We start from the raw sequence: 24,072 nt of genomic DNA on the forward strand, positions 1-24,072 counted from the left end.
CGGATTTTTTATTATGCCATCGGCTTAGCGACGGGCGCGGACAATCTGATATTTGCGCGTCAGGTATTCCACGGGCGCACTCCAGATATGCACCAGACGTGAGAACGGGAACACCACAAACAGCGTCATCCCGAGCACAAGGTGCATACGGAAGACAAAGGCAACGCCGTCCAGATGTGCGGATGCGCCACCGTGGAAAGTGACCACCGACTGCGCCCAGCCAACCAGCTTCATCATTTCGGAGCCGTCCATATGCTGGGCGGAGAACGGAATGGTCAGCAGGCCGAGGGCACACTGCAGCATCAGCAGGGACATCACCAGAATATCGGCACCCGTGGTCGTGGCGCGAATACGCGGGTTAAACAGGCGACGCTTCAGTAACCACAATCCGCCCACCAGCGTCATCAGGCCGCTTGCCCCACCGCCGATCATCGCCATTTTCTGCTTCACGTCGAGCGGCAGGAAGGATTCGTACACCCAGTGCGGCGTCAGCATCCCGAGAGCGTGACCGGTAATCACCCCGAGGATCCCGAGGTGGAACAGGTTCGAGGCCAGGGTCATCCCTTTGCGATCCAGCATCTGGCTGGAGCCCGCACGCCAGCTGTATTGACCATAGTCATAGCGCAGCCAGCTGCCGACCAGGAAGACGGTACCGGCGATATACGGATAGATGTCAAAGAAGAACATATTCAGGAACTGCATTAGCGCTGTCCTCCGTCAGTGATATTCAGATACTGCGGGGCAACGGCGCCCGCAAAACGACGCTGGTGAGCGGTGATTTCGTTATCACCGTCGCAGCCTTTGTCGGCGAAGAATTTCACCTGCTCTTCTTCCCAGACCGCATCCAGTGCCTGCGGCGTATCGTCGCGGGCTTCATTTTCCAGCTTCTGCTGTACGCTGTTGACGTCCACCGCCGAACCGGCGAGCTTCAGTAACAGGTCGAACAGCACCGCATAGTGGCTTTCACGCTGCTGCAGCCGGGCACTGAGCAGCGCCAGGATCGGCGCGATATCCTGCAGGCCACCCATCGCCTCTTCGTGCGGCAGCTGGGCCAGATACTCCAGATACAGCGGCAGATGATCCGGCAGCTCATGGCTGGTAATTTCCAGCCCGGCGAGCTGATACTGATTCATCAGATCGACCATCGCCTGACCGCGATCGCGGGACTCACCGTGCACATGCTCAAACAGCAGCATGGAGGTGGCGCGCCCACGGTCAAACAGCTCCCCGTAGCTGGACTGTGCGTCCAGCAAATCCTGGGCCATCAGGTCGCGGATAAAGACGCTCAGTTGATGAGCGTCCTCCTTGCTAAAGCGCTCGCTTTCCGCCAGGGCGTCGAACAGATCCCGCTGGTGCTGCCACAGCGGCGTATCGGGATACTCCAGCAGACGGGAAATAATCAGCAGTTCCATATCACTCCCCTTTCACGGTCACATCGATAGCATCGATGCGGCGGCTGTTGAACAGGTTGAATTTGGTATCAGACCCGTGGCAGCCGTCGCCAAAGGTGAAGCCGCAGCCGCTTTTTTCCGGGAAGGCGTCACGCGCCAGTTCACGGTGGCTGGTCGGTACCACATAGCGATCTTCATAGTTGGCAATCGCCAGATAGCGGTACATTTCCTGGGCCTGAGCTTCGGTTAAGCCGACTTCTTCCAGCGCACGAGTATCCGTGATGCCTTCCACGGTTTCCGCACGTTTGTAGTGACGCATCGCCAGCATACGTTTCAGGGCCAGTGATACCGGGGCGGTATCGCCCGCCGTCAGCAGGTTCGCCAGATACTGAACCGGGATACGCAGGCTATCGACATCCGGCAGGATACCGTTGCTGCCCAGATCGCCCGCGTCGGCCGCGGACTGAATCGGTGACAGAGGCGGCACGTACCAGACCATCGGCAGGGTGCGGTATTCCGGATGCAGCGGCAGAGCCAGCTTCCAGTCCATCGCCATTTTGTAAACCGGCGACTGCTGGGCCGCGTCGATCACGCTCTGCGGCACGCCGTCTTTCAGCGCCTGCTCAATGACTTTCGGATCGTTCGGGTCGAGGAAGACGTCCAGCTGACGCTGGTACAGATCTTTCTCGTCCTCGGTGCTCGCCGCCTGCTCGATAGCATCCGCGTCATACAGCAGTACGCCGAGGTAGCGAATACGACCCACGCAGGTTTCCGCACACACGGTCGGCATACCGGCTTCGATACGCGGGTAGCAGAAGATGCACTTCTCGGATTTCCCGCTCTTCCAGTTGAAGTAGATTTTTTTGTACGGGCAGCCGGTGATACACATCCGCCAGCCGCGGCATTTATCCTGATCGATCAGCACAATGCCGTCTTCTTCACGCTTGTAGATAGCACCGCTCGGGCAGGTTGCGACGCACGCCGGGTTCAGGCAGTGCTCGCACAGGCGCGGCAGGTACATCATAAAGGTGTTTTCGAACTGGCCGTACATCGCCTTCTGCATGTTCTCGAAGTTGCGGTCTTTCGACAGCTTCTCAAACTCGCCGCCCAGATCGTCTTCCCAGTTCGGACCGTGTTTAATTTTGTCCATCCGCTGGCCGCTGATCAGCGAGCGCGGACGGGCAATCGGCTGGTGTTTGCTTTCGCCAGCCTTATGCAGGTGCTGGTAGTCGAAATCAAACGGCTCGTAGTAGTCGTCAATTTCCGGCATATGCGGGTTGGAGAAGATTTTACCCAGCAGCATTGCACGGTTACCCATGCGCGGCTGCAGTTTGCCGTTGATTTTACGGATCCAGCCGCCCTTCCATTTTTCCTGATTTTCCCAGTCGTTAGGGAAACCGATACCCGGTTTGGTCTCAACGTTGTTGAACCACGCGTATTCGACGCCTTCACGGCTGGTCCAGACGTTCTTACAGGTGACTGAACAGGTATGACAGCCGATGCATTTATCGAGATTCAGCACCATGCCGACTTGTGAACGAATTTTCATTTTGCGCTCTCCTGTACCTGGTCATTACCTTCGCCGTCTAACCAGTTAATATTCTTCATCTTACGTACCACCACGAACTCATCGCGGTTAGAACCGACCGTGCCGTAATAGTTGAAGCCATACGCCAGATGGGCGTAGCCGCCAATCATATGGGTCGGTTTCGGGGTAATGCGGGTCACGGAGTTATGAATACCGCCGCGCTGTCCGGTGATTTCTGAGCCCGGCAGGTTCACGATACGTTCCTGCGCGTGGTACATCATCGTCATGCCGGACGGCACACGCTGGCTTACCACCGCTCGTGCGGTCAGCGCGCCGTTGCTATTGAAGACTTCAATCCAGTCGTTATCTTCAATACCGATTTCTTTGGCATCCACGTCGCTTATCCAGACGACCGGGCCGCCGCGACCCAGGGTCAGCATCAGCAGGTTGTCACTGTAGGTGGAGTGGATCCCCCACTTCTGGTGCGGCGTCAGGAAGTTAAGCGCCTTCTCCGGATAGCCGTTAGATTTCACGCCCATCACTTCTTTCACCGAACGGGTATCGATCGGCGGACGATAGACCAGCAGGCTTTCGCCAAAGTCGCGCATCCACTGGTGATCCTGATACAGCTGCTGACGGCCGGACAGCGTACGCCACGGGATCAGCTCATGAACGTTGGTGTAACAGGCGTTATAGGAGACGTGCTCATCTTCAAGGCCGGACCAGGTCGGGCTGGAGATGATTTTGCGCGGCTGGGCCTGAATATCGCGGAAGCGGATTTTTTCCTCTTCTTTGTTCACCGCCAGATGCGTATGGTCGCGACCGGTAAATTCGCTGAGCGCAGCCCAGGCTTTCACCGCCACATGACCATTGGTTTCCGGGGCCAGGGTCAGGATCATTTCCGCCGCATCGATGGCGGTGTTCAGCATCGGCTGACCTTTCGCCGGGCCGTCGGCTTTGGTGTAGTTCAGCTTACGCAGCAGGTCCATTTCGCTCTGGGTATTCCAGGCGATACCTTTCCCGCCGTTGCCGATTTTTTCCATCAGCGGACCGATAGAGGTAAAGCGCTCATACGTTGCCGGATAGTCGCGTTCGACTGGAATAATGTGCGGCGCGGTTTTACCCGGGATCAGGTCACACTCGCCTTTTTTCCAGTCCTTGACGTCCAGCGGCTGCGCCAGTTCGGCGGCGGAGTCGTGCTGAATTGGCAGGGTAACGATATCGGTCTCTTTACCCAGATGGCCCACGCAGACTTCAGAGAATTTTTTGGCGATGCCTTTGTAGATCTCCCAGTCGCTTTTGGACTCCCAGGCCGGGTCGACAGCGGCAGAAAGCGGATGAATAAACGGATGCATATCCGAGGTATTCATATCGTCTTTCTCATACCAGGTCGCCGTCGGCAGGACGATATCGGAGTACAGACAGGTACTGGAGAGACGGAAGTCGAGGGTGACCACCAGATCCAGTTTGCCGTCGAGACCGTTATCATGCCATTCCACTTCTTCCGGCTTCATCGCACCCTGCTGGCCGAGATCCTTACCCTGAATACCGTGTTCGGTACCGAGCAGGTATTTCAGCATGTACTCGTGGCCCTTACCGGAAGAGCCCAGCAGATTTGAACGCCAGATAAAGAGGTTACGCGGATGGTTTTTGCCGTTTTCCGGCTGTTCGGCCGCAAAGCGAATTGAGCCATCCTTCAGGGATTTAACGGTGTAATCGACCGGCGACATCCCGGCTTTTTCCGCTTCTGCCGCGATATACAGCGGGTTAGTGCCCAGCTGCGGCGCAGACGGCAGCCAGCCCATGCGCTCTGCGCGAACGTTGAAGTCCAGCAGATGGCCGCTGTAGCGGGATTTGTCCGCCATCGGCGACAGGAACTCCTGCGCCGTGACCGTCTCATAGCGCCACTGGCTGGAGTGGTTATAGAAGTAGGAGGTGCTGTTCATATGACGCGCAGGACGCTGCCAGTCCAGGCCAAACGCCAGCGGCTGCCAGCCGGTCTGCGGACGCAGTTTTTCCTGGCCGACGTAGTGCGCCCAGCCGCCACCGCTCTGACCAATACAGCCGCAGAAGATCAGCATATTGATCAGTCCACGGTAGTTCATATCCAGGTGATACCAGTGGTTCAGACCGGCACCAACGATAATCATTGAACGACCGTGGGTTTTGTCGGCGTTCGCCGCGAACTCGCGAGCGATACGCACAATCTGAGCCTGAGAAACGCCGGTGACCTGTTCGGCCCAGCCCGGCGTGTAGGCTTTAATTTCGCTATAGCTGGTTGCGCAGTTTTCATCCTGCAGACCGCGATCGATACCATAGTTTGCCATGGTCAAATCGTAGACGGTCGCCACCAGCGCACTGCTGCCATCGGCCAGAGTCATTCGTTTGACCGGCAGCTTATGCAGCAGAACGTTGTCCAGTTTCACCGGCGTGAAGTGCTCGGTGGTATCAGCACCAAAGTACGGGAACCCAACATTAGCCACTTCGTCGTGGCTGCCCAGCAGGCTCAAACGCAGACCGGCTTCATCGCCGCTGGTGCCGTCACGCTGTTCCAGGTTCCATTTACCCTTCTCACCCCAGCGGAAACCGATAGAGCCGTTCGGGGCCATCGGTGCACCGCTGTTGTCATCAATCGCAACGGTTTTCCATTCCGGGTTGTTTTCCTGGCCCAGACCATCGACCAGGTCGCTGGCACGCAGCATACGGCCTGCGGCATAGAAGCCCTCACGCTCTTCCAGCATCACCAGCATGGGCATATCGGTATAGCGACGCACGTAATCAGTGAAGTACGGGCTCGGGTTATCGATATGGAACTCTTTCAGCATCACATGGCCCATCGCCAGCGCCATGGCGCTGTCGGTGCCCTGCTTCGGTGCCAGCCACAGATCGCACAGCTTGGCGATTTCGGCATAGTCCGGGGTGATGGCGACGGTTTTGGTGCCTTTGTAGCGAACTTCCGTAAAGAAGTGGGCATCCGGGGTACGGGTCTGCGGAACGTTGGAGCCCCAGGCGATAATGTAGCTGGAGTTATACCAGTCGGCAGATTCCGGTACGTCGGTCTGTTCGCCCCATGTCATCGGCGACGCCGGCGGCAGGTCACAGTACCAGTCGTAGAAGCTCAGGCAGGTCCCGCCAATCAGCGACAGGTAACGCGCGCCGGAGGCATAGGAGACCATCGACATCGCCGGGATCGGCGAGAAACCGGCAACGCGGTCCGGGCCGTAGGTTTTGACGGTGTAAACGTTGGATGCGGCAATCAGCTCATTCACTTCCTGCCAGGAGGAGCGAACAAAGCCACCGCGGCCGCGGGCCTGCTTGTAGCTTTTGGTTTTTTCGCTGTCTTCCATAATGGACGCCCAGGCCAGCACCGGATCGCTGTGCTGTGCTTTCGCTTCACGCCACAGTTTAATCAGGCGTTTGCGCATCAGCGGGTATTTCAGACGGTTGGCGCTATAGAGGTACCAGGAGTAGCTTGCACCGCGCGGGCAGCCGCGTGGCTCATGGTTTGGCATATCCGGCCGGGTGCGCGGATAGTCTGTCTGCTGGGTTTCCCAGGTGACCAGGCCATTTTTAACATAGATCTTCCAGCTGCACGAACCGGTGCAGTTAACGCCATGCGTTGAACGGACAATTTTGTCATGCTGCCAGCGCTGGCGGTATCCGTCCTCCCAGTCCCGGTTGGTCTCTAAAAGCTGGCCGTGCCCATCGGCAAAGGTCTCGCCCTTCTGCTTGAAGTAGCGAAACCGGTCCAGAAACTTGCTCATCGGGGGGTTCTCCTGTTTGGAGCCTGTAGGCTCTCTGGTCAAATCGACATTGCTGGATTTGCGGGCAAAATAACGCGCTAAAGAGAAGACTTAATTGATAACGATCAACAGGCTAAGTCATTGAAAAGTGGCAAAACGAATGAAATACCACCAAAGTGGCATGATGAAAAATCGTCTAATCCTTTGCTTTACAAGGGATAAATGGCCACATGCGCGTTTTTCCGGTTTGAAAACCCGACAGGCGGGTATTTGGGGGTAGAGCAGACTGCCAGGCGACCTGCATCACAGTTGCCGACGCAGGCACCGGACACGGCACTTAAAGTATGTTGTAACTAAATAGTGGAGTAAAAAAGCGCGGCAACGCCGCGCTTGATGGATGTGTACGGATAATTACTTGCTGGATTTACGTCCGTAAATCGCCCAGGTCACAATCACGCAGACAACGTAGAAGATAAAGAACACCTTCATTGCGCCGGCCGGCGACCCGGTCAATGCCAGTGAGGTACCAAAGGCTTTCGGGATAAAGAAACCGCCCACCGCACCAATCGCCGAGATAAAGCCCAGTGCCGCAGCGGTATCCGTTGCCGCTTCGCGGGACGCCTGCTCATCGCTGCCGCCGCTGGCTTTAACGCGCTCTGCGGTCAGCCTGCGGAACAGGACGGAGATCATCTGGAAGGTCGAGCCGCTACCCAGACCGGCGGTCAGGAACAGCAGCATGAAGACGCCGAAGAAGGCAATAAAGCTGCCACCCTCGCCCGCTGTTGGCAGCGTCAGGAACAGTAACGCAGTGAAGATACCCATCAGCACAAAATTCACCAGCGTGACGCGGACCCCGCCCAGGCGGTCAGAAATCGCCCCGCCGACAGAGCGTGCAATCGCGCCTACCAGCGGCCCGAAGAAGGCATAGTGCATGACCGTCACTTCCGGGAACTGGGTTTTAGAGAGCATGGCAAAACCGGCGGAGAAACCGATAAAGGAACCGAAGGTTGCCAGATACAGAAAACTCATAATCCACAGGTGTGCGCGTTTCAGTACCGGCAGCTGTTCACGCAGCGACGCCTTCGACGCCGCGAGGTCGTTCATACCGAACCAGGCAGCAAGGGTAAAGATCGCCAGCGGCGGAACCCAGATCCAGGCCGCGTTTTCCAGATACAGACGCGTACCGTCCGCCTGGGGAACGCCATTACCCCCAAAGAAGGCGAAGATGGACAGGGAGATCGCCAGCGGGGCCAGCAGCTGCATGACGCTAACCCCCAGGTTACCCATACCCCCATTAATACCCAGCGCACTACCCTGCTTATTCCGCGGGAAGAAGAAGCTGATATTGGCCATGCTGGAGGCGAAGTTCGCACCGGCGAAACCACACAGCAGGGAGAGGATGATAAAGGTGCTAAACGGCGTGCTGACGTCCTGAACCGCAAAGCCCAACCAGACGCACGGGATAATCAGAATACCGGTGCTGAATGCCGTCCAGCGACGACCGCCAAACAGCGGGATCATAAAGGCGTAAGGCACGCGCAGCAGCGCACCGGACAGAGACGGCAGCGCGGTTAACATAAACAGCTGGTCGGTGGCGAAGTTAAAGCCCACCTTATTCAGGTTAACGGCTACTGCGCTAAATAACATCCAGACGCAGAATGCGAGCAGCAAGCAGGGAACGGAGATCCACAGGTTCCGGCTGGCAACCCGACTCCCCTGGTTTTGCCAAAAAGCAGTTTCTTCCGGACGCCAGTCAGTGATAACGCCCGACGTTTGGGAAGAGCGGGAAGAGTGACTCATACACACCTCTAAATGGGAAATAACTGCCGCCAAGATAGGCGTTGGTGTGCTGGGTAAGTTGATGTAAATCAATGGATAAGTCCGCTACGACGGCGCGAGAAAAATACCCCTATCCTTAGTGAGTAATAAAAGAAGATAAAAAAAGTGTGGTTTTTCATCTGGTAGCACACGCCAACGACAATTCCCCTGCAAAAGTGTACCCACAGGGCAATAAAGGAGTAATCCCTTTGAGGTATGGGTATACTCCAGGTGATGACTGAGAATAGTCCCCTTTCCCGGCCTGCTACGGAGTCGCTGATGACCAGACGCCTGTTCTCCCCTTTAACGCTAGTCAACCAGCTGGCGCTTATTGTGCTGCTGCTGGCTGCGCTGGGCGTGGCCGGGATGACCATGGCCGGCTGGCTTGCCCAGGGCATCCAGGGCAGCGCGCACGCCATCAATAAAGCAGGTTCTTTGCGCATGCAGAGCTATCGCCTGCTGGCTGCGGTTCCCCTTACGCCGCAGGACAAAGCGCTGCTCGACGAGATGAGCATAACGGTAGAAAGCCCGGAACTTCGCCATGCCGCCGTCACCGACAATGAAATGCAGAGCCTGAACGCGCTGGCGCGTTACTGGCAAACGGAGCTGTCACCTGCCGTGCAGCGGGCCAGCACCCCCGATGAAGTGCATGAAGAAGTGACCCAGTTTGTCAGCCAGATCGATCTGCTGGTCACCGCTTTCGACCACACCACCGAAGAGCGCATTAAGGATGTGGTCTGGCTCCAGAGTTCCCTGGCGTTGCTGATGGGCATGCTTCTGATCTTCACCGTGATCTGGCTACGAAAACGTCTGCTCCGCCCCTGGCGTCAGCTGCTGGCAATGGCGACCGCGATTGGCCAGCGCGATTTTACCCGCCGGGCCAGCGTCAGCGGACAGGATGAGATGGCCACGCTGGGACGCGCGCTGAACAGCATGTCCGCAGAGCTGGCCGAAAGCTATTCAGTGCTGGAGACCCGGGTACAGGAAAAAACCGCCGGTCTTGAGCACAAAAACCAGATCCTCGCTTTCCTGTGGGAAGCCAGCCGTCGCCTGCACTCAGGCGCGCCGTTGTGCGAACGCCTTGCACCCATCCTTAACCAGCTGCAGGAGCTAACCCTGCTGCGCAATATTGAGCTACGGGTCTACGATTCCGGCGATGATGAAAGCCTCTATCAGGAATTTGCCTGGCGCCCGGACGCCCACTGCGTGGAAAAAAACTGCCATCTCTGCCCGCAGCGCGAGGTGCGCGACGTCCCGCAGGATATCACCCTGAAATGGCGTCTGGTGGATAACCACTGTCAGTACGGCCTGATGCTGGCCCGTCTGCCGCAGGGCTCCCACCTTAGCCGCGATCAGCGACAGATGCTGGATACGCTGATGGAGCAAGTCTCCGCCACCCTGGCGCTGGAGCGCAGGCAGGAGCATCAGCAGCAGCTTATGGTAATGGAAGAGCGTTCGGCGATTGCCCGGGAACTGCACGACTCCATCGCCCAGTCCCTCTCCTGCATGAAGATGCAGGTCAGCTGTCTGCAGATGCAGGGCGAAGGGCTACCGGAACAGAGCCGCGATCTGCTGGGTCAGGTGCGCAATGAGCTAAACAGCTCATGGCGACAGCTTCGCGAATTGCTGACCACCTTCCGCCTCAAGCTGACCGAACCGGGTTTGCGTCCGGCGCTGGAGGAGAGCTGTGCCGAGTTCAGTACCCGACTGGGCTTCCCCGTGGCGCTGGATTATCGACTGATCCCGCGACGCGTGCCGTCGCACCAGGCCATTCATCTGGTGCAAATCGCCCGCGAGGCGCTGAATAATGCGCTGAAGCACGCTAATGCCACCGAGATTAGCGTGCTGGTGATGCAGCACGGCAATGAAGTCCGTTTAACCGTTCAGGATAATGGCTGCGGCCTGCCTGATAAGGCCGAGCGCAGCAACCACTACGGTCTGATTATTATGCGCGACCGCGCCCAAAGCCTGCACGGCGACTGTCAGGTACGACGTCGTGAATCAGGCGGGACGGAAGTGATTGTCACATTCGTACCTGATGCCCCCACTATATCCGTACAAGGAACACAAAATGAGTTATCAGGAACCGGCAACAATCCTGCTGATCGACGATCATCCGATGCTACGCACTGGCGTAAAACAGCTAATTAGTATGGCCCCCGAAATCACCGTGATTGGCGAAGCAGGTAACGGTGAACAGGGTATTGAGATGGCGGAGCGCCTCGATCCAGATTTGATTCTGCTCGATCTGAATATGCCGGGAATGAACGGTCTGGAAACCCTTGACCGCCTGCGTGAAAAACCGCTCTCCGGCCGGGTCGTGGTGTTTAGCGTCTCCAATCATGAAGAAGATGTGGTCACCGCTCTGAAACGCGGCGCCGACGGTTATTTGCTCAAGGATATGGAGCCGGAAGATCTGCTCAAGGCGCTGCAGCAGGCTGCGGCCGGTGAAATGGTGCTGAGTGAAACCCTGACGCCGGTGCTGGCCGCCAGCCTGCGCGCCAATCGCGCCCCTTCCGCACGGGACGTGTCACAGCTGACGCCACGCGAACGCGATATTCTGAAGCTGATTGCTCAGGGTCTGCCGAATAAGATGATCGCCCGCCGTCTGGATATCACCGAAAGCACCGTGAAGGTTCACGTCAAACATATGCTCAAAAAGATGGGGCTTAAGTCGCGCGTTGAAGCCGCCGTCTGGGTCCATCAGGAACGCGTGTTTTAATCCGTCGCTGGCAGCAATTGCCAGCGGGGATCGTCTTCGGACCAGTTGATTAATGGCGCTGTCAGCGCCAGTTCGATCTCATTGGATGAGACCCGCTGTCCTTTTTCATCCTCAACCGTTACCCTCAGATGCCAGCGATTGGTCGCGCCGGGGCTTTCATCCCAGGCAGGCATAATAATCGTCCAGCCGTCCCGATCCCGTGGATCCGCTGGCGGCGTCAGACTTAGCGCCTGACCATCGCCCTCCCAGTCCAGAGCGCGGACCCCGTTCACGCTCCGCACCTGCAGTTTCAGCGCCACCGTTTCGCCCGACTGGAGATCCCAGGGCGGCGTGGCGAGGAATACCGACAGGGTTTTACGCTGGCGCGACTCCATTACCGGCAGCATATTGCGCTGCGGGCCGTCGTAGCGACTGCCACGCAGAGATTTACTCGCCGCCACCTCACTGGCCTGGAGCTGTTTTTTCAACGGCACGCCGAAGCGATAATTGAGTTTCAGCCCCAGGTTATTCTGGCTGACGCCGCTTTCGCTCTGCTTATGCTGGGCGGTCAGGGTGACGATCGGCACCGGAGTGTAATTGAGGCCCAGCGACACCGCCGTCGGATTGTGATAGCCGGTACCGGAATCGAACAGGTCGACGTTATCACCAAAATAGTGCTCAAAACTGATGCTGGTATTCACATGGCGATAAAACGGCAGCCAGGCCTGCGCCGTCAGGTCATAGCCACGGGCCATTCTTTGCTCTTGCAATACCGTGCTGTTTTGCCAGCCGCCAAGCGGCTGATAGTAGTTGGCCGACAGGCGCAGATATTCCCCCCACGCTTCCGCCCCTAGCCCGCCGCGGGAGATGTGCTCATCGAGCCAGCTGTCGTAGAAGGTGTTGTAGCCCAGCAGCCAGTCACCGGCCATCCAGCGCTGGCCTATTCCGGCGTTGCCCACCGTCCCCTCGCTGCGCCGGGTGACGCCAAACTGACTCCAGCTAAGGTAGCGATCGTTATCCTGCAGGGGCACAAACCAGCTTCCGTGGCTGCCGCTAAAATTACCTTCGTTATCTACCAGCAGCTCGACGCTGGCATTGCCCCAGGGCGAAAGCCAGGACTCAACGCTGCGGCTGACCTGCTCGCTGACCGTGTCACGGAGATGATCGAGAGCAAACACCCTCGCCTGTTCGCCCGCACCAAGGCCGTTATCCACCATGCTGGCTTCGCCGAATGATTTCACCATTCCGGCAAAATTTTTCTCCCACTCGCCGTTCTCCGGGGCCATCCCCAAATCGGGCAGGCCATCCTGATTATTGTCGAAGGGATTTGCCGCCTTTTGCTCGAAATTTCCCTGCGCATGCGCATGCGCACCCGCTCCTGCCATTAGCAGAAGGAGAAACAGAACGCGGCGGGACGATAAAGGTAAAGCAGTCAACATCATTGGCGACGGGCAATTGGCTATTAATAGAGGCATCAATCTAAAATTCTAGCCTTTTTCGCCCATATAATCAGCCTGCTTTCACATTCCAGGAAAAACCCGATCCGGCATCCGGGCCTTGCCAGTACACTGATGACCGACCCCGGATAACAAGGAGCAATGATGCAACATATCGTTATTGTGGCGAACGGTGCGGCCTACGGCAGCGAATCTCTGTTTAACAGCCTGCGGCTGGCGATTGCGCTATGCGAGCAGCAGCCTGACCTCGACCTGCGTCTTTTTTTAATGTCCGATGCGGTGACCGCCGGGCTGCGCGGGCAAAAACCCGCCGAGGGCTATAATATCCAGCAAATGCTGGAGATCCTCACCGCCCAGCAGGTGCCGGTTAAGCTGTGCAAAACCTGCGTCGATGGCCGGGGGATCGCCACGCTGCCGCTGATTGACGGTATTGAGATTGGAACCCTGGTCGAGCTGGCCCAGTGGACCCTCAGAGCCGATAAAGTGCTGACGTTTTGAGAGGCTACCGGAGAATATAGTTTTTTCTTATGCGCGTGGTTTGAGCATCAAGTTTGCCTTACGTGTTGCCGATAATTTTGAGACAACACACAGCAGGTATAATAATTATGCTCAGTTCAATTCGCGCTCGTATTATTGTCGCGACGGCGGGATGCCTCGCCGTTGCTTTACTTCTTAATACCGTTATTAACTTTCAGGTCACCCGCTTCGATAATCAACAGTCGCAGCACGATATTCTCGCCAGCACCAGCGCCAGCCACAGTATGGCCATCGCTGACTGGGTGAATAGCAAAATGATGGTGATTACCTCCCTGCAGTCCACCGCCCTGAGCGAGGACCCGGTGCCCGTTTTTAGCCTGATGGCCCGCGCCGGAGGTTTTTCTAACGTCTACGTTGGCTATGCCACCCGCACGGCCAAATTCTCCGATCCGACCGGCGTCCCCGCCGATTACGACCCGACATCACGCCCGTGGTATCAACAGGTGCAGAAGACCGATGCACCGGTCGTGACCGCGCCCTACGTTGATGCCGGAACCGGTAAACTGGTGGTCACCTTCGCCGTGCCGGTGAAAGAGAATGGTACGCTGAAAGCCGTCGTCGCCGGAGATGTCACCATGGACAGCGTCGTCGCCAACGTGCGCGGTATTCACCCGACGCCAAACAGCAGCGGCCTGCTGCTGGACAGTGACGGTACCGTGATTGCCGCCAATAACCCGGACCTGACGCTGAAACCCTTTAAAGACGCCGTCAGCGATACGGATTTCCCGGCGCTGGCCGCAGGTCAGACCGTTGAAGGCACCTTTGCCGGTGCGGTGAAAACCTTTACCGCCACGCCGGTCAAAGGGACTACCTGGCTGCTGGCGGTTGCGCTGGATAGCACCGACGCCACTTCAGGCATGAAATCGCTGCTGAAAGCCTCGGCGCTGTCGCTGATTGTGCTGGTCCTGCTCGGCGGCGCGGTGGTGCATTTTGTCGTTGCCGCCCTGCTTAAACGCCTGATCACCATCCGTGATGCGATGCGGGCTATCAGCAGCGGAGACAACGATCTGTCCCAGCGTCTGCCGGAATCCGGCAACGACGAGGTGGCGCAAATCGCCCACGCCTTTAATGCCTTCAGCGATAAGCTCTCAGGTGTGATGGTGCAGCTTCGCGAGTCCAGCACCTCGGTGCAGAACGCCGCGAGAGAGATTGCTGCCGGTAACCAGGATCTTTCCGGACGTACCGAACAGGCCGCCTCAAGCCTGCGGGAAACCGCCAGCGCCGTGGAACAAATTACCGCCTCGGTTGCCCAGTCGACGGACTCTGCCACGGCGGCAAACACCCAGGCCGAAAATGCGTCGCAGGCGGCATCACGCGGCGGTGAGGTGGTGACCAATGCCATCAATACCATGCAGACCATCGAGAGCGCCTCGGCGAAAATTGGCGATATCACCAGCGTGATCGACAGTATTGCTTTCCAGACCAATATTCTGGCCCTGAACGCCGCGGTTGAAGCCGCCCGCGCCGGAGAGCAGGGTCGTGGATTTGCCGTGGTGGCCGGAGAAGTCCGCAACCTGGCCAGCCGCAGCGCCCAGGCGGCGAAAGAGATCAAAACGCTGATTGATGCCACCACCGAAAGCGTCGCGACCGGCTCACGCTATGTCCGTCTGGCGGGAGACAGCATGCACGAGATCGTCGCCAGCATCGGCAGTGTTTCCGGCATTATGCGCGAGATTAGCATTGCCAGCAGTGAGCAGATGAAAGGGATTCAGGAAATTAACCACGCGGTGACCGATCTCGACCGGATGGTGCAGCAGAACGCGGAACTGGTCGTACAGTCTGCCGCAGCGGCCAGCGCGCTTCAGGGCCAGGCGGGTGAGTTAGCCGAAACCGCAGGGCATTTCCGCATTTAATCTTTCGCCGACGCGCTTTTACCACGGATTAGCGCGTCGGCTGAATGCTTTCAGGCATATTGTCATTTTTGTTTAATCGTTACACCATTTTTTGATCAAAATCAGCATCTATACCCTCCCCCTTTGGTGTTATGCCAGCAGTAAGTGTGAACTATATCACGCGCAGGATTGAGTCGCAGGGAGTGCATAACAACGGCTGGATGGGGTAACTATGGCGCTGGTGAAAGCAAGTCTGACGTTATTTGGTGGTGATACGGTGGTGGTTCGCTGTTCTGAACAGTGCCACATTCATTTGATGAGTACCAAAGCAAGAGCGGCACAAACGCAGAGCGATATTCTGAGCGTTCAGAATCGCGACAGTGCGTATCTGACGGTGCCCTACAGCGGCACCTGGAATGTGTTGATCGACAGCCACAGCCAGTCTCTGGAGCATTCTATAAGCTACGTTCCGGCTTAAGGCATTTCGGCCCCTGTCTTCAGGGGCCGCTTTAACTCAGGCGACGCCCGCCTGCGGCTCGCCGTCGTGCAGACACCGCACCTTATTCACCAGCTCGTTCAGGCAGTCGTCCTGCATCCCCAGACGGTCCAGCTCCTGTTCCAGGGAGAAAAGATACTGGGCATTAGTCCCGAGAGGGCCACTGGCCGCCGCGATAAGCGGCGCAATCACCTGCACGCGGGTGTCAGACTCATACAGTGGATGACGCGGATCCATAATAAAGACCAGGGCATTTACCGTCTGCCCGTCATCCAGCTCAAGCCGGCACCAGCTCGGCAGATAGCAGCCGGTGATCATCTCCCGCTTCCACAGCAGCATCAGTTCTTCTTCCAGCATCGTTTCCGGCAGCCGATAGGCGACGCCGGTGGTGCGTCCGCCCTCTTTCAGTGCAAGCATTCGCCCTGGCTGACAGGCGCTACCGCGTCCGGCTGTCAAACGCAGACAGAAGGCGCGGTGCCAGCCGACCAGCGTACCGGTACAGGACGCCGTATACTCCAGCGCCGGGTTCCACATCAGCGAACCGTAACCGAACAGCCACACGGGCCCGTTATCCGGTCGGCATGCCAGCGTCGCGGCAAGCGACGCGGCCCGCTGCTCGGCGGACCACAGAAGCGATTCCTCAATGGCACCAAATGCCGTCTTACAATCCGCATTCATTAAGAAATCACGCGTTAACATTTACATCTACCTCCACCACTGCACACTTCCCTGCTACCGCTTTTGACGCCTTCCAGACTTTTTTGTCACTTTTGAAAATTACCTCTGGTGACCATATGCAATTTGCAGACCGCATGCAAGCGACGGCGTGTAAACGTCGGTATAGCCTTCCCGGCACGCGCGATCTCTATTTCTTTTTATGCCATTTATCGTCATCGCCTTTTTCATAGCCATGCTTCACCGCAGCCCAGGCCACGCGGTGAGCGGTCTCTTCCCGGCTCGCATCATCCCGGCGGTCGCTCTCATCTTTGTACTGGTCCCAGGCGCTATTAAAGGCCTCTTTATAGATTTCCTGCGCGTGTGCAGGCAGGACATGGCGCACGCTGTCGGGCAGATCGTGGGTTTGCTTGTAAGGCATCATCAGTCTCCTGTTTTAAACACAATAGTCAGTGTGGACCAGAGTAGCAGGGCTCGCCAGTTGAGAATGATTATTGGAAATCAAAAACAATAACTCATTGTTTAATAAATTGAATTTAAGATAAACAGAGGAATATAAGACACATGAATGAAAAACGGTTAAACGGGGTAAATCTACGTAAAAAAAACCTTACAAATGGCCATCGTCTGTTATGTTATTCCCCTCAATTTTTTTATATATAATTAAAGCACCTGCAGAGATGGAGAAGGAAGATGCCACATACGCCCGAGGCGGTTAAAACCCGTCATAAGGAGACAAGCCTTATTTTCCCGGTCTTAGCACTGGCGGTCCTGTTTTTCTGGGGATCCAGCCAGTCGCTACCCATTGTTGTTGCCATTAATGCCCTCGCTCTGGTGGGTATTCTGAGCAGCGCATTTAGCGTCGTTCGCCACGCGGACGTACTGGCCCACCGTCTGGGTGAACCCTACGGATCGCTGATTCTCAGCCTGTCAGTGGTGATTCTTGAAGTGAGCCTGATTTCTGCCCTGATGGCCACGGGCGATGCCGCGCCAACCCTGATGCGCGACACCCTCTATTCGATCATTATGATCGTCACCGGCGGGCTGGTCGGTTTTTCCCTGCTGCTGGGCGGGCGCAAATTCGCCACCCAGTACGTAAACCTGTTTGGCATTAAGCAGTACCTGATTGCCCTCTTCCCGCTGGCGGTGATTGTGCTGGTCTTCCCGATGGCGCTGCCGGGCGGCAACTTTACCGCAGCCCAGTCTCTGCTGGTCGCGGCGATTTCCGCGGGCATGTACGGCGTTTTCCTGCTGATTCAGACCCGCACCCATCAGAGCCTGTTTATCTATGAACATGAAGATGACAGCGACGATGATGACCCGCACCACGGTAAGCCGTCCGCGCACAGTAATCTGTGGCATGCGGTTTGGCTGATCGTACATCTGATTGCGGTCATTGCCGTGACCAAGATGAACGCCGTCCCGCTGGAAACGCTGCTGACCGAAGTCAACGCCCCGACCGCGTTTACCGGTTTCCTGGTGGCGCTGCTGATTCTGTCTCCTGAAGGCTTAGGCGCGCTGAAAGCGGTGCTCAATAATCAGGTTCAGCGGGCGATGAATCTGTTCTTTGGCTCCGTCCTGGCGACCATCTCCCTGACCGTTCCGGTTGTCACCCTGATCGCTCTGCTGACCGGCAACGAGCTGGTATTCAGCCTGGGGATGCCGGAGATGATTGTGATGCTGGCCTCCCTGGTGCTGTGCCAGATCTCCTTCTCCACCGGGCGAACTAACGTGCTGAACGGCTCTGCCCATATGGCGCTGTTTATCGCCTATCTGATGACTATCTTTGTTTAACACCACCCTTCATTAGCAGAACGGCACCCGATGGGTGCCGTTTTTGCTTGAGCTTAGCGCTTCTTCTTCGGATAGAGATCCTTACGCACGTACGGCTCTTCTTCGCCCGGTTTACGCGTCTTCAGCAGCTTCAGGATCCAGGTGTACTGATCCGGCTGCGGGGCGACAAAGATCTCGACCTCTTCGTTCATCCGCCGGGCAATTGTTTCGTCATCAGCCGTCATCAGGTCATCCATCGGCGGGCGAATATGAATGCTCAACCGATGCGTTTTTCCGTCGTAGACCGGGAATAACGGGACAACCCTCGCACGACAGACTTTCATCAGGCGGCCAATCGCCGGTAGCGTTGCCTTATAGGTGGCAAAGAAATCGACAAACTCGCTGTGCTCGGCACCGTGGTCCTGATCGGGAAGATAGTAGCCCCAGTAGCCCTGCCGTACAGACTGAATAAAAGGTTTGATCCCGTCGTTACGCGCATGGAGACGCCCGCCAAACCGGCGACGCACACTGTTCCAGGCATAATCGAAGACTTTATTACCCTGGTTGTGGAACATGGCCGCCATCGGCTGCCCCTCCGCAGCCATCAGCATCGCCGGAATATCTACCGCCCAGCCGTGTGGCACGAGGAAAATCACGTTTTCACCCTGCGCACGCAGATCATCGACGATCTCTTTGCCGTGCCAGTCAACGCGGCCTTCAATGCTTTTCGGTCCACGCAGCGCAAGCTGTGCCATCATCACCATCGACTGGGGCGCGACCGCAAACATATCGTCGATAATCGCTTCCCGCTCGTCTTCGCTTTTTTCAGGGAAGCAGTAGAGCAGGTTAATCTGCGCGCGGCGGCGAGCACTGCGGGCATTACGTCCCACAAAGCGCCCGAGCTTCCCGAGGACAGGATCGCGCAGGGACGCCGGGATCAGGGCAATACCGGCAAAGGCAGCGAGCCCAAGCCAGGCCCCCCAGTATCCCGGTCGCAGAAAACCGTTTTCAAACTCAGGAATGTATTCAGCGCTGTTTTTTTTCTTTTCCATGCCTTTTCCGCAGTCGTGCAAAGGGAAATATAAAGAGATGACGTTAGTGTAGCGAGGCGTCGGGCTTCAGACAAAAGAAAAAGCCGACGCGGGACGTGCGTCGGCTTTATATGGACGAGGTTTAATCAAAACGCAGCTGTGGCAGTACCGTTTTAACCTGCGCCAGATAATCCGTGCGATCGGAGCCGGTCAGACCCTCGGTGCGCGGCAGTTTCGCCGTCAGCGGGTTGACTACCTGCTGGTTGATCCACACTTCATAATGCAGATGCGGGCCGGTGGAACGGCCGGTATTGCCGGAGAGCGCAATACGATCGCCACGTTTCACTTTCTGTCCCGGCTTAACCAGGATTTTACGCAGGTGCATATAGCGAGTGGTATAGGTACGACCGTGGCGAATCGCCACATAGTAACCGGCCGCACCGCTACGCTTCGCGACGACCACCTCACCGTCACCGACAGAAAGAACCGGCGTTCCCTGCGGCATCGCAAAGTCGACCCCTTTATGCGGCGCGACACGCCCGGTCACCGGGTTAACGCGACGTGGATTAAAGTTGGACGACACGCGGAACTGCTTTGAGGTCGGGAAACGCAGGAAGCCTTTCGCCAGACCGGTACCGTTACGATCGTAGTACTTGCCGTCTTCGGCACGAATCGCGTAGTAGTCCTTGCCATCTGAACGCAGGCGCACGCCAACCAGCTGGCTCTGCTCACGCTTACCGGCCAGCATTTCACGCGACATCAGTACCGAGAATTCATCGCCTTTCTTCAGCTTACGGAAGTCCATCTGCCACTGCATGGCTTTGATCACCGAGCTGACTTCACTGCTGGTCAGGCCGGCGTCGCGGGCGCTGGAGACAAAGCTGCCGCCGACGGTGCCTTTCATCAGGTTATTCACCCAGTCACCCTGCTGCATTTCGCTGCTCATCTTAAAGCCGTTAGCTTCACGATCGTAGGTGCGGGTTTCGCGGCGCGACATTTCCCAGGTCAGGCGCTGTAATTCACCGCCGTCGGTTAATGTCCAGGAGAGCTGCTGGCCAATCTTCAGGTTTTTCAGCTCGCTATCGGCAGAGGCCAGCTGGGCGATATCGCTCATGTCGATACCGTACTGATTCAGCACGCTGCTCAGCGTATCACCGGTGGAGACGACATATTCATGTACGCCCGCTTCACCGGCGGTTTTGTCATCAAGCTCATCCTGCGGGGGAGCTTCTACCTCATCAGGCAGAGTCTGATCGATAGGCTCGCTCGCTTCCGGCAGCAAAGAGCGGATCTCGTTTTTTTCCAGCTCGATGGTTTTGACGATGGGGGCAGCTTCGGGGTGATAGACGTAGGGTCGCCATACGGCGACCGCTAAGGTAAGAACAGTCAGCGACCCCAGCATCACGCGGTGGGGTCGTGGCAAATTGTTAAATGCCAGAGCGACAGAGCGGGCTATCTGTTGCACGTATTCACTTCCTCATTATTCTCCTTTCAGGCAGCTCGCATACTGGTCAGATAGCTGGGTCAGGAACTGTGCATAGCTCTCTTTCCCCAGCTTTATACTGGTCCCGAGGGGATCCAATGTTCCCATTCGAACGGATGTCCCTCGTGCTACGGCTTCGACGACCGCGGGCCTGAACTGTGGCTCAGCAAAAACGCAGGTTGCTTTTTGCTCAACCAGTTGTGTTCTGATTTCATGTAAACGCTGTGCACCGGGCTGAATCTCCGGGTTCACGGTAAAATGCCCAAGCGGCGTTAAACCGTAGTGTTTTTCATAGTAGCCGTAGGCGTCATGAAAAACGAAGTAACCTTTCCCTTTCAGCGGCGACAGCGTGGCGGCGACCTGTTTGTCGGTTGCGGCTAAGTTTGCCTCAAACGTTTTCAGGTTTGCGTTCAGTTTGTCTCTATTTTGCGGCATAAGTTCCACTAATTTGCCGTGGATTGCAACCGCGGTAGCCCGCGCTATCTCTGGGGAGAGCCACAGGTGCATGTTATAGTCGCCGTGATGGTGATGATCGTCACCTTTTTCATCGTCATGATGATGATGCTCGTGCTCCTCTTCGTCATTATCGGCCCCTTTCATGAGTAGCGGTTTCACTGCCGCCAGTTCCGCGATGGTGACCTTTTTTTGCTCCGCAACACGCGCTGCCGGTTTGGCCATAAAGGCTTCCATCTCCGGGCCAATCCAGACCACTAAGTCCGCGTCCTGTAAGCGTTTTACATCGCTCGGACGCAGGGAGTAATCATGTTCGGAAGCGCCGTCAGGCAGTAAAACCTGGGTATCGGTCACGCCGTCGGCAATGGCCGAGGCAATAAAGCCAACCGGCTTCAGCGACGTGACAACCGCGGCATCAGCACGTTGTGCTGCGCCACCCCAGAGAGCAACGGATATTGTTGCGAAAAGAAGCGTGTTTTTATGTAACATAATGCGACTATTCATCGAAATGTGGGCGATGCGTGTGATATTATAACATTTCGCCCCTTATGCAACCCTTCAATTGATATGACGAATCTGATCACTCTGGAAAATGTCTCGGTCCGCTTTGGGCAGCGCCGCGTGCTGTCTGATATTTCGCTGAGCTTACGACCCGGTAAAATTTTAACCCTGCTGGGCCCTAACGGCGCAGGTAAATCGACGCTGGTACGCGTCGTGCTGGGGCTGGTAGCACCGGACACCGGGACGATCAAGCGCGAGGGCCAGCTGCGTATCGGCTATGTGCCGCAGAAACTCTACCTTGACGCCACCCTGCCCCTTACCGTCAGCCGCTTTATGCGCCTGCGTCCGGGCACGCGCAAAGAGGACATTTTGCCCGCCCTGAAACGCGTGCAGGCCGGACACCTGGTGGACGCTCCCATGCAGCGCCTTTCCGGCGGCGAAACCCAGCGCGTGCTGCTGGCCCGCGCCCTGCTTAACGCGCCGCAGCTGCTGGTGCTTGACGAGCCGACTCAGGGCGTAGACGTCAATGGCCAGGTCGCGCTTTACGATCTGATCGATCAGCTGCGCAAGGAGCTTAACTGCGCCGTGCTGATGGTCTCACACGACCTGCATCTGGTGATGGCAAAAACTGACGAAGTTCTGTGCCTGAATCACCATATTTGCTGCTCCGGCACCCCTGAAGTGGTGTCGATGCATCCTGAATTTCTCTCTATGTTTGGCCCACGCGGGGCTGAACAGCTGGGGATCTATCGCCACCAGCACAATCACCGCCATGATTTACAGGGACGCATTGTGTTACGCCGGGGAAATGGACGCTAATGATTGAACTCTTACTCCCCGGCTGGCTGGCCGGGATGATGCTCGCCTGCGCCGCCGGGCCGCTCGGCTCGTTTGTGGTCTGGCGACGGATGTCCTATTTCGGTGATACCCTCGCCCACGCCTCGCTGCTTGGCGTGGCCTTTGGTCTGCTGCTCGACGTCAACCCGTTTTACGCGGTGATCGTCGTCACCCTGGTCCTGGCGGGCGGTCTGGTCTGGCTGGAGAAACGTCCGCATCTGGCGGTCGATACGCTGCTGGGCATTATGGCGCACAGCGCCCTGTCGCTCGGTCTGGTGGTGGTCAGCCTGATGTCCAATATTCGCGTCGACCTGATGGCCTATCTGTTTGGCGATCTGCTGGCGGTCACGCCGGACGATCTGCTGGCGATTGCCGCTGGGGTGGCGATCGTCGTGGGGCTGCTACTCTGGCAGTGGCGCAATTTACTGTCGATGACCATCAGCCCGGATCTGGCCTTTGTCGACGGCGTTAAGCTGCAGCGTCTGAAGCTTATGCTGATGCTGATTACCGCCCTGACCATCGGCGTGGCGATGAAGTTTGTCGGCGCGTTGATTATCACCTCCCTGCTGATCATCCCGGCCGCAACCGCCCGCCGTTTCGCCCGTACGCCGGAGCAGATGGCCGGTATCGCGGTAGCGGTTGGCATGATTGCGGTGACCGGCGGCCTGACCTTCTCGGCGTTTTATGATACGCCAGCAGGGCCGTCAGTGGTGCTCTGTGCGGCAGCGCTGTTTATGCTGAGTATGACAAAGAAAGCGGCAAGCTAACGACGAGTGTCCCTCTCCCTGAGGAGAGGGAAGCACTCAGGGCATGGCCGGTGGCGTTATGCCGAAGTGGTTCCAGGCCCGGACCGTTGCCATACGCCCGCGTGGCGTACGCTGCAAAAAGCCCTGCTGGATAAGATAAGGTTCAAGAACGTCCTCGATGGTTTCACGCTCTTCCCCGATAGCCGCCGCCAGGTTATCCAGCCCCACCGGCCCGCCGAAGAATTTATCGATAATCGCCAGCAGCAGTTTACGGTCCATATAGTCAAAGCCTTCTGCATCGACGTTGAGCATATCCAGCGCCTGGGCGGCAATCTCCGCCGTAATATCCCCGTTATATTTGACCTCGGCGAAATCACGCACCCGGCGCAGCAGACGGTTGGCGATACGCGGCGTACCCCGCGCACGACGCGCCACTTCCAGCGCACCGTCATCGCTCATCTCCAGGCCCATAAAGCGGGCGCTGCGACCAACAATATGCTGAAGATCGGCAACCTGATAAAACTCAAGCCGCTGGACGATACCAAAGCGGTCACGCAGCGGCGAGGTCAGAGAACCTGCGCGCGTGGTTGCGCCAATCAGGGTAAAGGGCGGCAGATCGATTTTGATCGAACGCGCCGCCGGGCCTTCACCAATCATAATATCCAGCTGATAATCTTCCATCGCCGGATAGAGCACCTCTTCCACCACCGGTGACAGACGGTGAATTTCATCGATAAACAGGACGTCGTGCGGCTCAAGGTTGGTCAGCATCGCCGCCAGATCGCCGGCCTTTTCCAGCACCGGCCCGGAGGTGGTGCGCAGATTCACGCCCATCTCGTTGGCCACGATATTCGCCAGGGTGGTTTTCCCCAGCCCCGGCGGGCCAAAAATCAGCAGATGATCCAGCGCGTCGCCACGCAGCTTCGCCGCCTGGATAAAGATCTCCATCTGCGAACGCACCTGCGGCTGGCCGACGTACTCGGCAAGCAGCTTAGGGCGAATCGCCCGGTCCGCAACCTCTTCGACGCTGGTGCTGTCTGCTGATATCAGACGGTCTGCTTCAATCATCC

Annotated in this window: 20 protein-coding genes; 8 read left to right on the forward strand and 12 right to left on the reverse strand. The window is 57.2% G+C overall.

Translation table 11 applies throughout. The annotated features are described in order from the left end of the window. Positions 1-24: 24 nt before the first annotated feature. The 5 genes from narI to EDF81_RS04695 form a co-directional block, all read right to left on the reverse strand. The gene (narI, locus tag EDF81_RS04675) at positions 25-702 is read right to left on the reverse strand and encodes a respiratory nitrate reductase subunit gamma (protein WP_123346693.1); all 678 of its coding nucleotides are present in this window, start codon (positions 700-702) and stop codon (positions 25-27) included. Then, on the reverse strand, positions 702-1,412 hold the full coding sequence (gene narJ / locus EDF81_RS04680) for a nitrate reductase molybdenum cofactor assembly chaperone (RefSeq protein ID WP_123346695.1): 711 nt from the start codon (positions 1,410-1,412) through the stop codon (positions 702-704). The genes narI and narJ overlap by 1 nt, the downstream gene beginning before the upstream one ends. A 1-nt stretch (position 1,413) precedes the next feature. Beyond that, positions 1,414-2,940: a nitrate reductase subunit beta gene (narH, locus tag EDF81_RS04685; protein WP_123346697.1), complete on the reverse strand. Its 1,527-nt coding sequence runs from the start codon at positions 2,938-2,940 to the stop codon at positions 1,414-1,416. Further along, positions 2,937-6,683: a nitrate reductase subunit alpha gene (locus EDF81_RS04690; protein WP_123346699.1), complete on the reverse strand. Its 3,747-nt coding sequence runs from the start codon at positions 6,681-6,683 to the stop codon at positions 2,937-2,939. The genes narH and EDF81_RS04690 overlap by 4 nt, the downstream gene beginning before the upstream one ends. A gap of 390 nt (positions 6,684-7,073) precedes the next feature. Then, positions 7,074-8,462 carry a NarK family nitrate/nitrite MFS transporter gene (locus EDF81_RS04695; protein ID WP_123346701.1) on the reverse strand — a complete coding sequence of 463 codons (1,389 nt, stop codon included), beginning with the start codon at positions 8,460-8,462 and terminating at the stop codon, positions 7,074-7,076. Positions 8,463-8,759: 297 nt separating this feature from the next. Here EDF81_RS04695 and narX point away from each other — a divergent pair, with 297 nt between their 5' ends. Both narX and narL read left to right on the forward strand, forming a co-directional pair. Next, positions 8,760-10,631, forward strand: a complete 1,872-nt coding sequence (gene narX, locus EDF81_RS04700; RefSeq protein WP_123346703.1) for a nitrate/nitrite two-component system sensor histidine kinase NarX — start codon at positions 8,760-8,762, stop codon at positions 10,629-10,631. After that, the gene (gene narL, locus EDF81_RS04705) at positions 10,552-11,202 is read left to right on the forward strand and encodes a two-component system response regulator NarL (RefSeq protein ID WP_123346705.1); all 651 of its coding nucleotides are present in this window, start codon (positions 10,552-10,554) and stop codon (positions 11,200-11,202) included. The genes narX and narL overlap by 80 nt, the downstream gene beginning before the upstream one ends. Here narL and EDF81_RS04710 read toward each other — a convergent pair. Further along, a complete protein-coding gene (locus EDF81_RS04710) occupies positions 11,199-12,620 on the reverse strand; it encodes a YchO/YchP family invasin (RefSeq protein ID WP_123347675.1) in 1,422 nt (473 codons plus the stop codon). The two genes, narL and EDF81_RS04710, sit on opposite strands and share 4 nt — an antisense overlap. 162 nt (positions 12,621-12,782) lie before the next feature. Between EDF81_RS04710 and EDF81_RS04715 the strand changes: the two genes are divergently transcribed. From EDF81_RS04715 to EDF81_RS04725, 3 genes are all read left to right on the forward strand, one after another. Further along, entirely contained in the window at positions 12,783-13,136 is a 354-nt protein-coding gene (locus tag EDF81_RS04715) for a DsrE/DsrF/TusD sulfur relay family protein (protein ID WP_123346707.1), read from the forward strand. A gap of 107 nt (positions 13,137-13,243) precedes the next feature. Beyond that, positions 13,244-15,028 (forward strand): methyl-accepting chemotaxis protein, encoded by a 1,785-nt coding sequence (locus EDF81_RS04720; protein ID WP_123346709.1) that lies wholly within the window; start codon positions 13,244-13,246, stop codon positions 15,026-15,028. 211 nt (positions 15,029-15,239) lie between these two features. Beyond that, positions 15,240-15,485: a DUF1883 domain-containing protein gene (locus EDF81_RS04725; protein ID WP_123346711.1), complete on the forward strand. Its 246-nt coding sequence runs from the start codon at positions 15,240-15,242 to the stop codon at positions 15,483-15,485. Positions 15,486-15,521: 36 nt separating this feature from the next. Here the strand turns inward: EDF81_RS04725 and EDF81_RS04730 are convergent, their stop codons facing one another. Both EDF81_RS04730 and chaB read right to left on the reverse strand, forming a co-directional pair. Beyond that, entirely contained in the window at positions 15,522-16,202 is a 681-nt protein-coding gene (locus EDF81_RS04730; RefSeq protein WP_123346713.1) for a gamma-glutamylcyclotransferase, read from the reverse strand. A 166-nt stretch (positions 16,203-16,368) separates the two neighbouring features. Continuing rightward, positions 16,369-16,599 carry a putative cation transport regulator ChaB gene (chaB, locus tag EDF81_RS04735; protein ID WP_123347676.1) on the reverse strand — a complete coding sequence of 77 codons (231 nt, stop codon included), beginning with the start codon at positions 16,597-16,599 and terminating at the stop codon, positions 16,369-16,371. A 272-nt stretch (positions 16,600-16,871) separates the two neighbouring features. On the opposite strand from chaB, the gene chaA reads away from it, so the two are divergent. Beyond that, complete coding sequence (gene chaA, locus EDF81_RS04740; protein WP_123346715.1) at positions 16,872-17,972, forward strand: sodium-potassium/proton antiporter ChaA; 1,101 nt, start codon at positions 16,872-16,874, stop codon at positions 17,970-17,972. A gap of 53 nt (positions 17,973-18,025) precedes the next feature. Here chaA and lpxM read toward each other — a convergent pair whose 3' ends face one another. The 3 genes from lpxM to znuA form a co-directional block, all read right to left on the reverse strand. After that, the gene (lpxM, locus tag EDF81_RS04745) at positions 18,026-19,003 is read right to left on the reverse strand and encodes a lauroyl-Kdo(2)-lipid IV(A) myristoyltransferase (protein WP_123346717.1); all 978 of its coding nucleotides are present in this window, start codon (positions 19,001-19,003) and stop codon (positions 18,026-18,028) included. Between the two features lie 121 nt (positions 19,004-19,124). Next, complete coding sequence (gene mepM, locus EDF81_RS04750; protein ID WP_123346719.1) at positions 19,125-20,447, reverse strand: murein DD-endopeptidase MepM; 1,323 nt, start codon at positions 20,445-20,447, stop codon at positions 19,125-19,127. Positions 20,448-20,462: 15 nt separating this feature from the next. Beyond that, positions 20,463-21,407 carry a zinc ABC transporter substrate-binding protein ZnuA gene (znuA, locus tag EDF81_RS04755; protein ID WP_123346721.1) on the reverse strand — a complete coding sequence of 315 codons (945 nt, stop codon included), beginning with the start codon at positions 21,405-21,407 and terminating at the stop codon, positions 20,463-20,465. A gap of 78 nt (positions 21,408-21,485) precedes the next feature. Here znuA and znuC point away from each other — a divergent pair, with 78 nt between their 5' ends. Further along, positions 21,486-22,238, forward strand: a complete 753-nt coding sequence (znuC, locus tag EDF81_RS04760) for a zinc ABC transporter ATP-binding protein ZnuC (RefSeq protein WP_123346723.1) — start codon at positions 21,486-21,488, stop codon at positions 22,236-22,238. Then, positions 22,238-23,023 (forward strand): zinc ABC transporter permease subunit ZnuB, encoded by a 786-nt coding sequence (znuB, locus tag EDF81_RS04765; RefSeq protein ID WP_123346725.1) that lies wholly within the window; start codon positions 22,238-22,240, stop codon positions 23,021-23,023. Before znuC ends, znuB begins: the two co-directional genes overlap by 1 nt. A gap of 36 nt (positions 23,024-23,059) precedes the next feature. On the opposite strand, the gene ruvB is transcribed toward znuB, so the two are convergent. Further along, the gene (gene ruvB, locus EDF81_RS04770) at positions 23,060-24,070 is read right to left on the reverse strand and encodes a Holliday junction branch migration DNA helicase RuvB (RefSeq protein ID WP_123346726.1); all 1,011 of its coding nucleotides are present in this window, start codon (positions 24,068-24,070) and stop codon (positions 23,060-23,062) included. Positions 24,071-24,072 lie beyond the last annotated feature (2 nt).

Source organism: Enterobacter sp. BIGb0383, assembly GCF_003751845.1.
In the GTDB taxonomy this organism is placed as follows: Bacteria; Pseudomonadota; Gammaproteobacteria; order Enterobacterales; family Enterobacteriaceae; genus BIGb0383.

Excerpts from the sequence above, each read along its gene's own strand:
- narL (WP_123346705.1), top strand. The coding sequence starts at position 10,552 with ATGAGTTATCAGGAACCGGCAACAATCCTGCTGATCGACGATCATCCG.
- EDF81_RS04695 (WP_123346701.1), bottom strand. The coding sequence starts at position 8,462 with ATGAGTCACTCTTCCCGCTCTTCCCAAACGTCGGGCGTTATCACTGAC.
- EDF81_RS04690 (WP_123346699.1), bottom strand. The coding sequence starts at position 6,683 with ATGAGCAAGTTTCTGGACCGGTTTCGCTACTTCAAGCAGAAGGGCGAG.
- znuC (WP_123346723.1), top strand. The coding sequence starts at position 21,486 with ATGACGAATCTGATCACTCTGGAAAATGTCTCGGTCCGCTTTGGGCAG.
- EDF81_RS04710 (WP_123347675.1), bottom strand. The coding sequence starts at position 12,620 with ATGTTGACTGCTTTACCTTTATCGTCCCGCCGCGTTCTGTTTCTCCTT.
- ruvB (WP_123346726.1), bottom strand. The coding sequence starts at position 24,070 with ATGATTGAAGCAGACCGTCTGATATCAGCAGACAGCACCAGCGTCGAA.
- chaB (WP_123347676.1), bottom strand. The coding sequence starts at position 16,599 with ATGCCTTACAAGCAAACCCACGATCTGCCCGACAGCGTGCGCCATGTC.
- EDF81_RS04715 (WP_123346707.1), top strand. The coding sequence starts at position 12,783 with ATGCAACATATCGTTATTGTGGCGAACGGTGCGGCCTACGGCAGCGAA.
- narX (WP_123346703.1), top strand. The coding sequence starts at position 8,760 with ATGACCAGACGCCTGTTCTCCCCTTTAACGCTAGTCAACCAGCTGGCG.
- znuA (WP_123346721.1), bottom strand. The coding sequence starts at position 21,407 with ATGTTACATAAAAACACGCTTCTTTTCGCAACAATATCCGTTGCTCTC.
- chaA (WP_123346715.1), top strand. The coding sequence starts at position 16,872 with ATGCCACATACGCCCGAGGCGGTTAAAACCCGTCATAAGGAGACAAGC.
- EDF81_RS04730 (WP_123346713.1), bottom strand. The coding sequence starts at position 16,202 with ATGTTAACGCGTGATTTCTTAATGAATGCGGATTGTAAGACGGCATTT.
- EDF81_RS04720 (WP_123346709.1), top strand. The coding sequence starts at position 13,244 with ATGCTCAGTTCAATTCGCGCTCGTATTATTGTCGCGACGGCGGGATGC.
- narJ (WP_123346695.1), bottom strand. The coding sequence starts at position 1,412 with ATGGAACTGCTGATTATTTCCCGTCTGCTGGAGTATCCCGATACGCCG.
- narI (WP_123346693.1), bottom strand. The coding sequence starts at position 702 with ATGCAGTTCCTGAATATGTTCTTCTTTGACATCTATCCGTATATCGCC.
- narH (WP_123346697.1), bottom strand. The coding sequence starts at position 2,940 with ATGAAAATTCGTTCACAAGTCGGCATGGTGCTGAATCTCGATAAATGC.
- znuB (WP_123346725.1), top strand. The coding sequence starts at position 22,238 with ATGATTGAACTCTTACTCCCCGGCTGGCTGGCCGGGATGATGCTCGCC.
- lpxM (WP_123346717.1), bottom strand. The coding sequence starts at position 19,003 with ATGGAAAAGAAAAAAAACAGCGCTGAATACATTCCTGAGTTTGAAAAC.
- EDF81_RS04725 (WP_123346711.1), top strand. The coding sequence starts at position 15,240 with ATGGCGCTGGTGAAAGCAAGTCTGACGTTATTTGGTGGTGATACGGTG.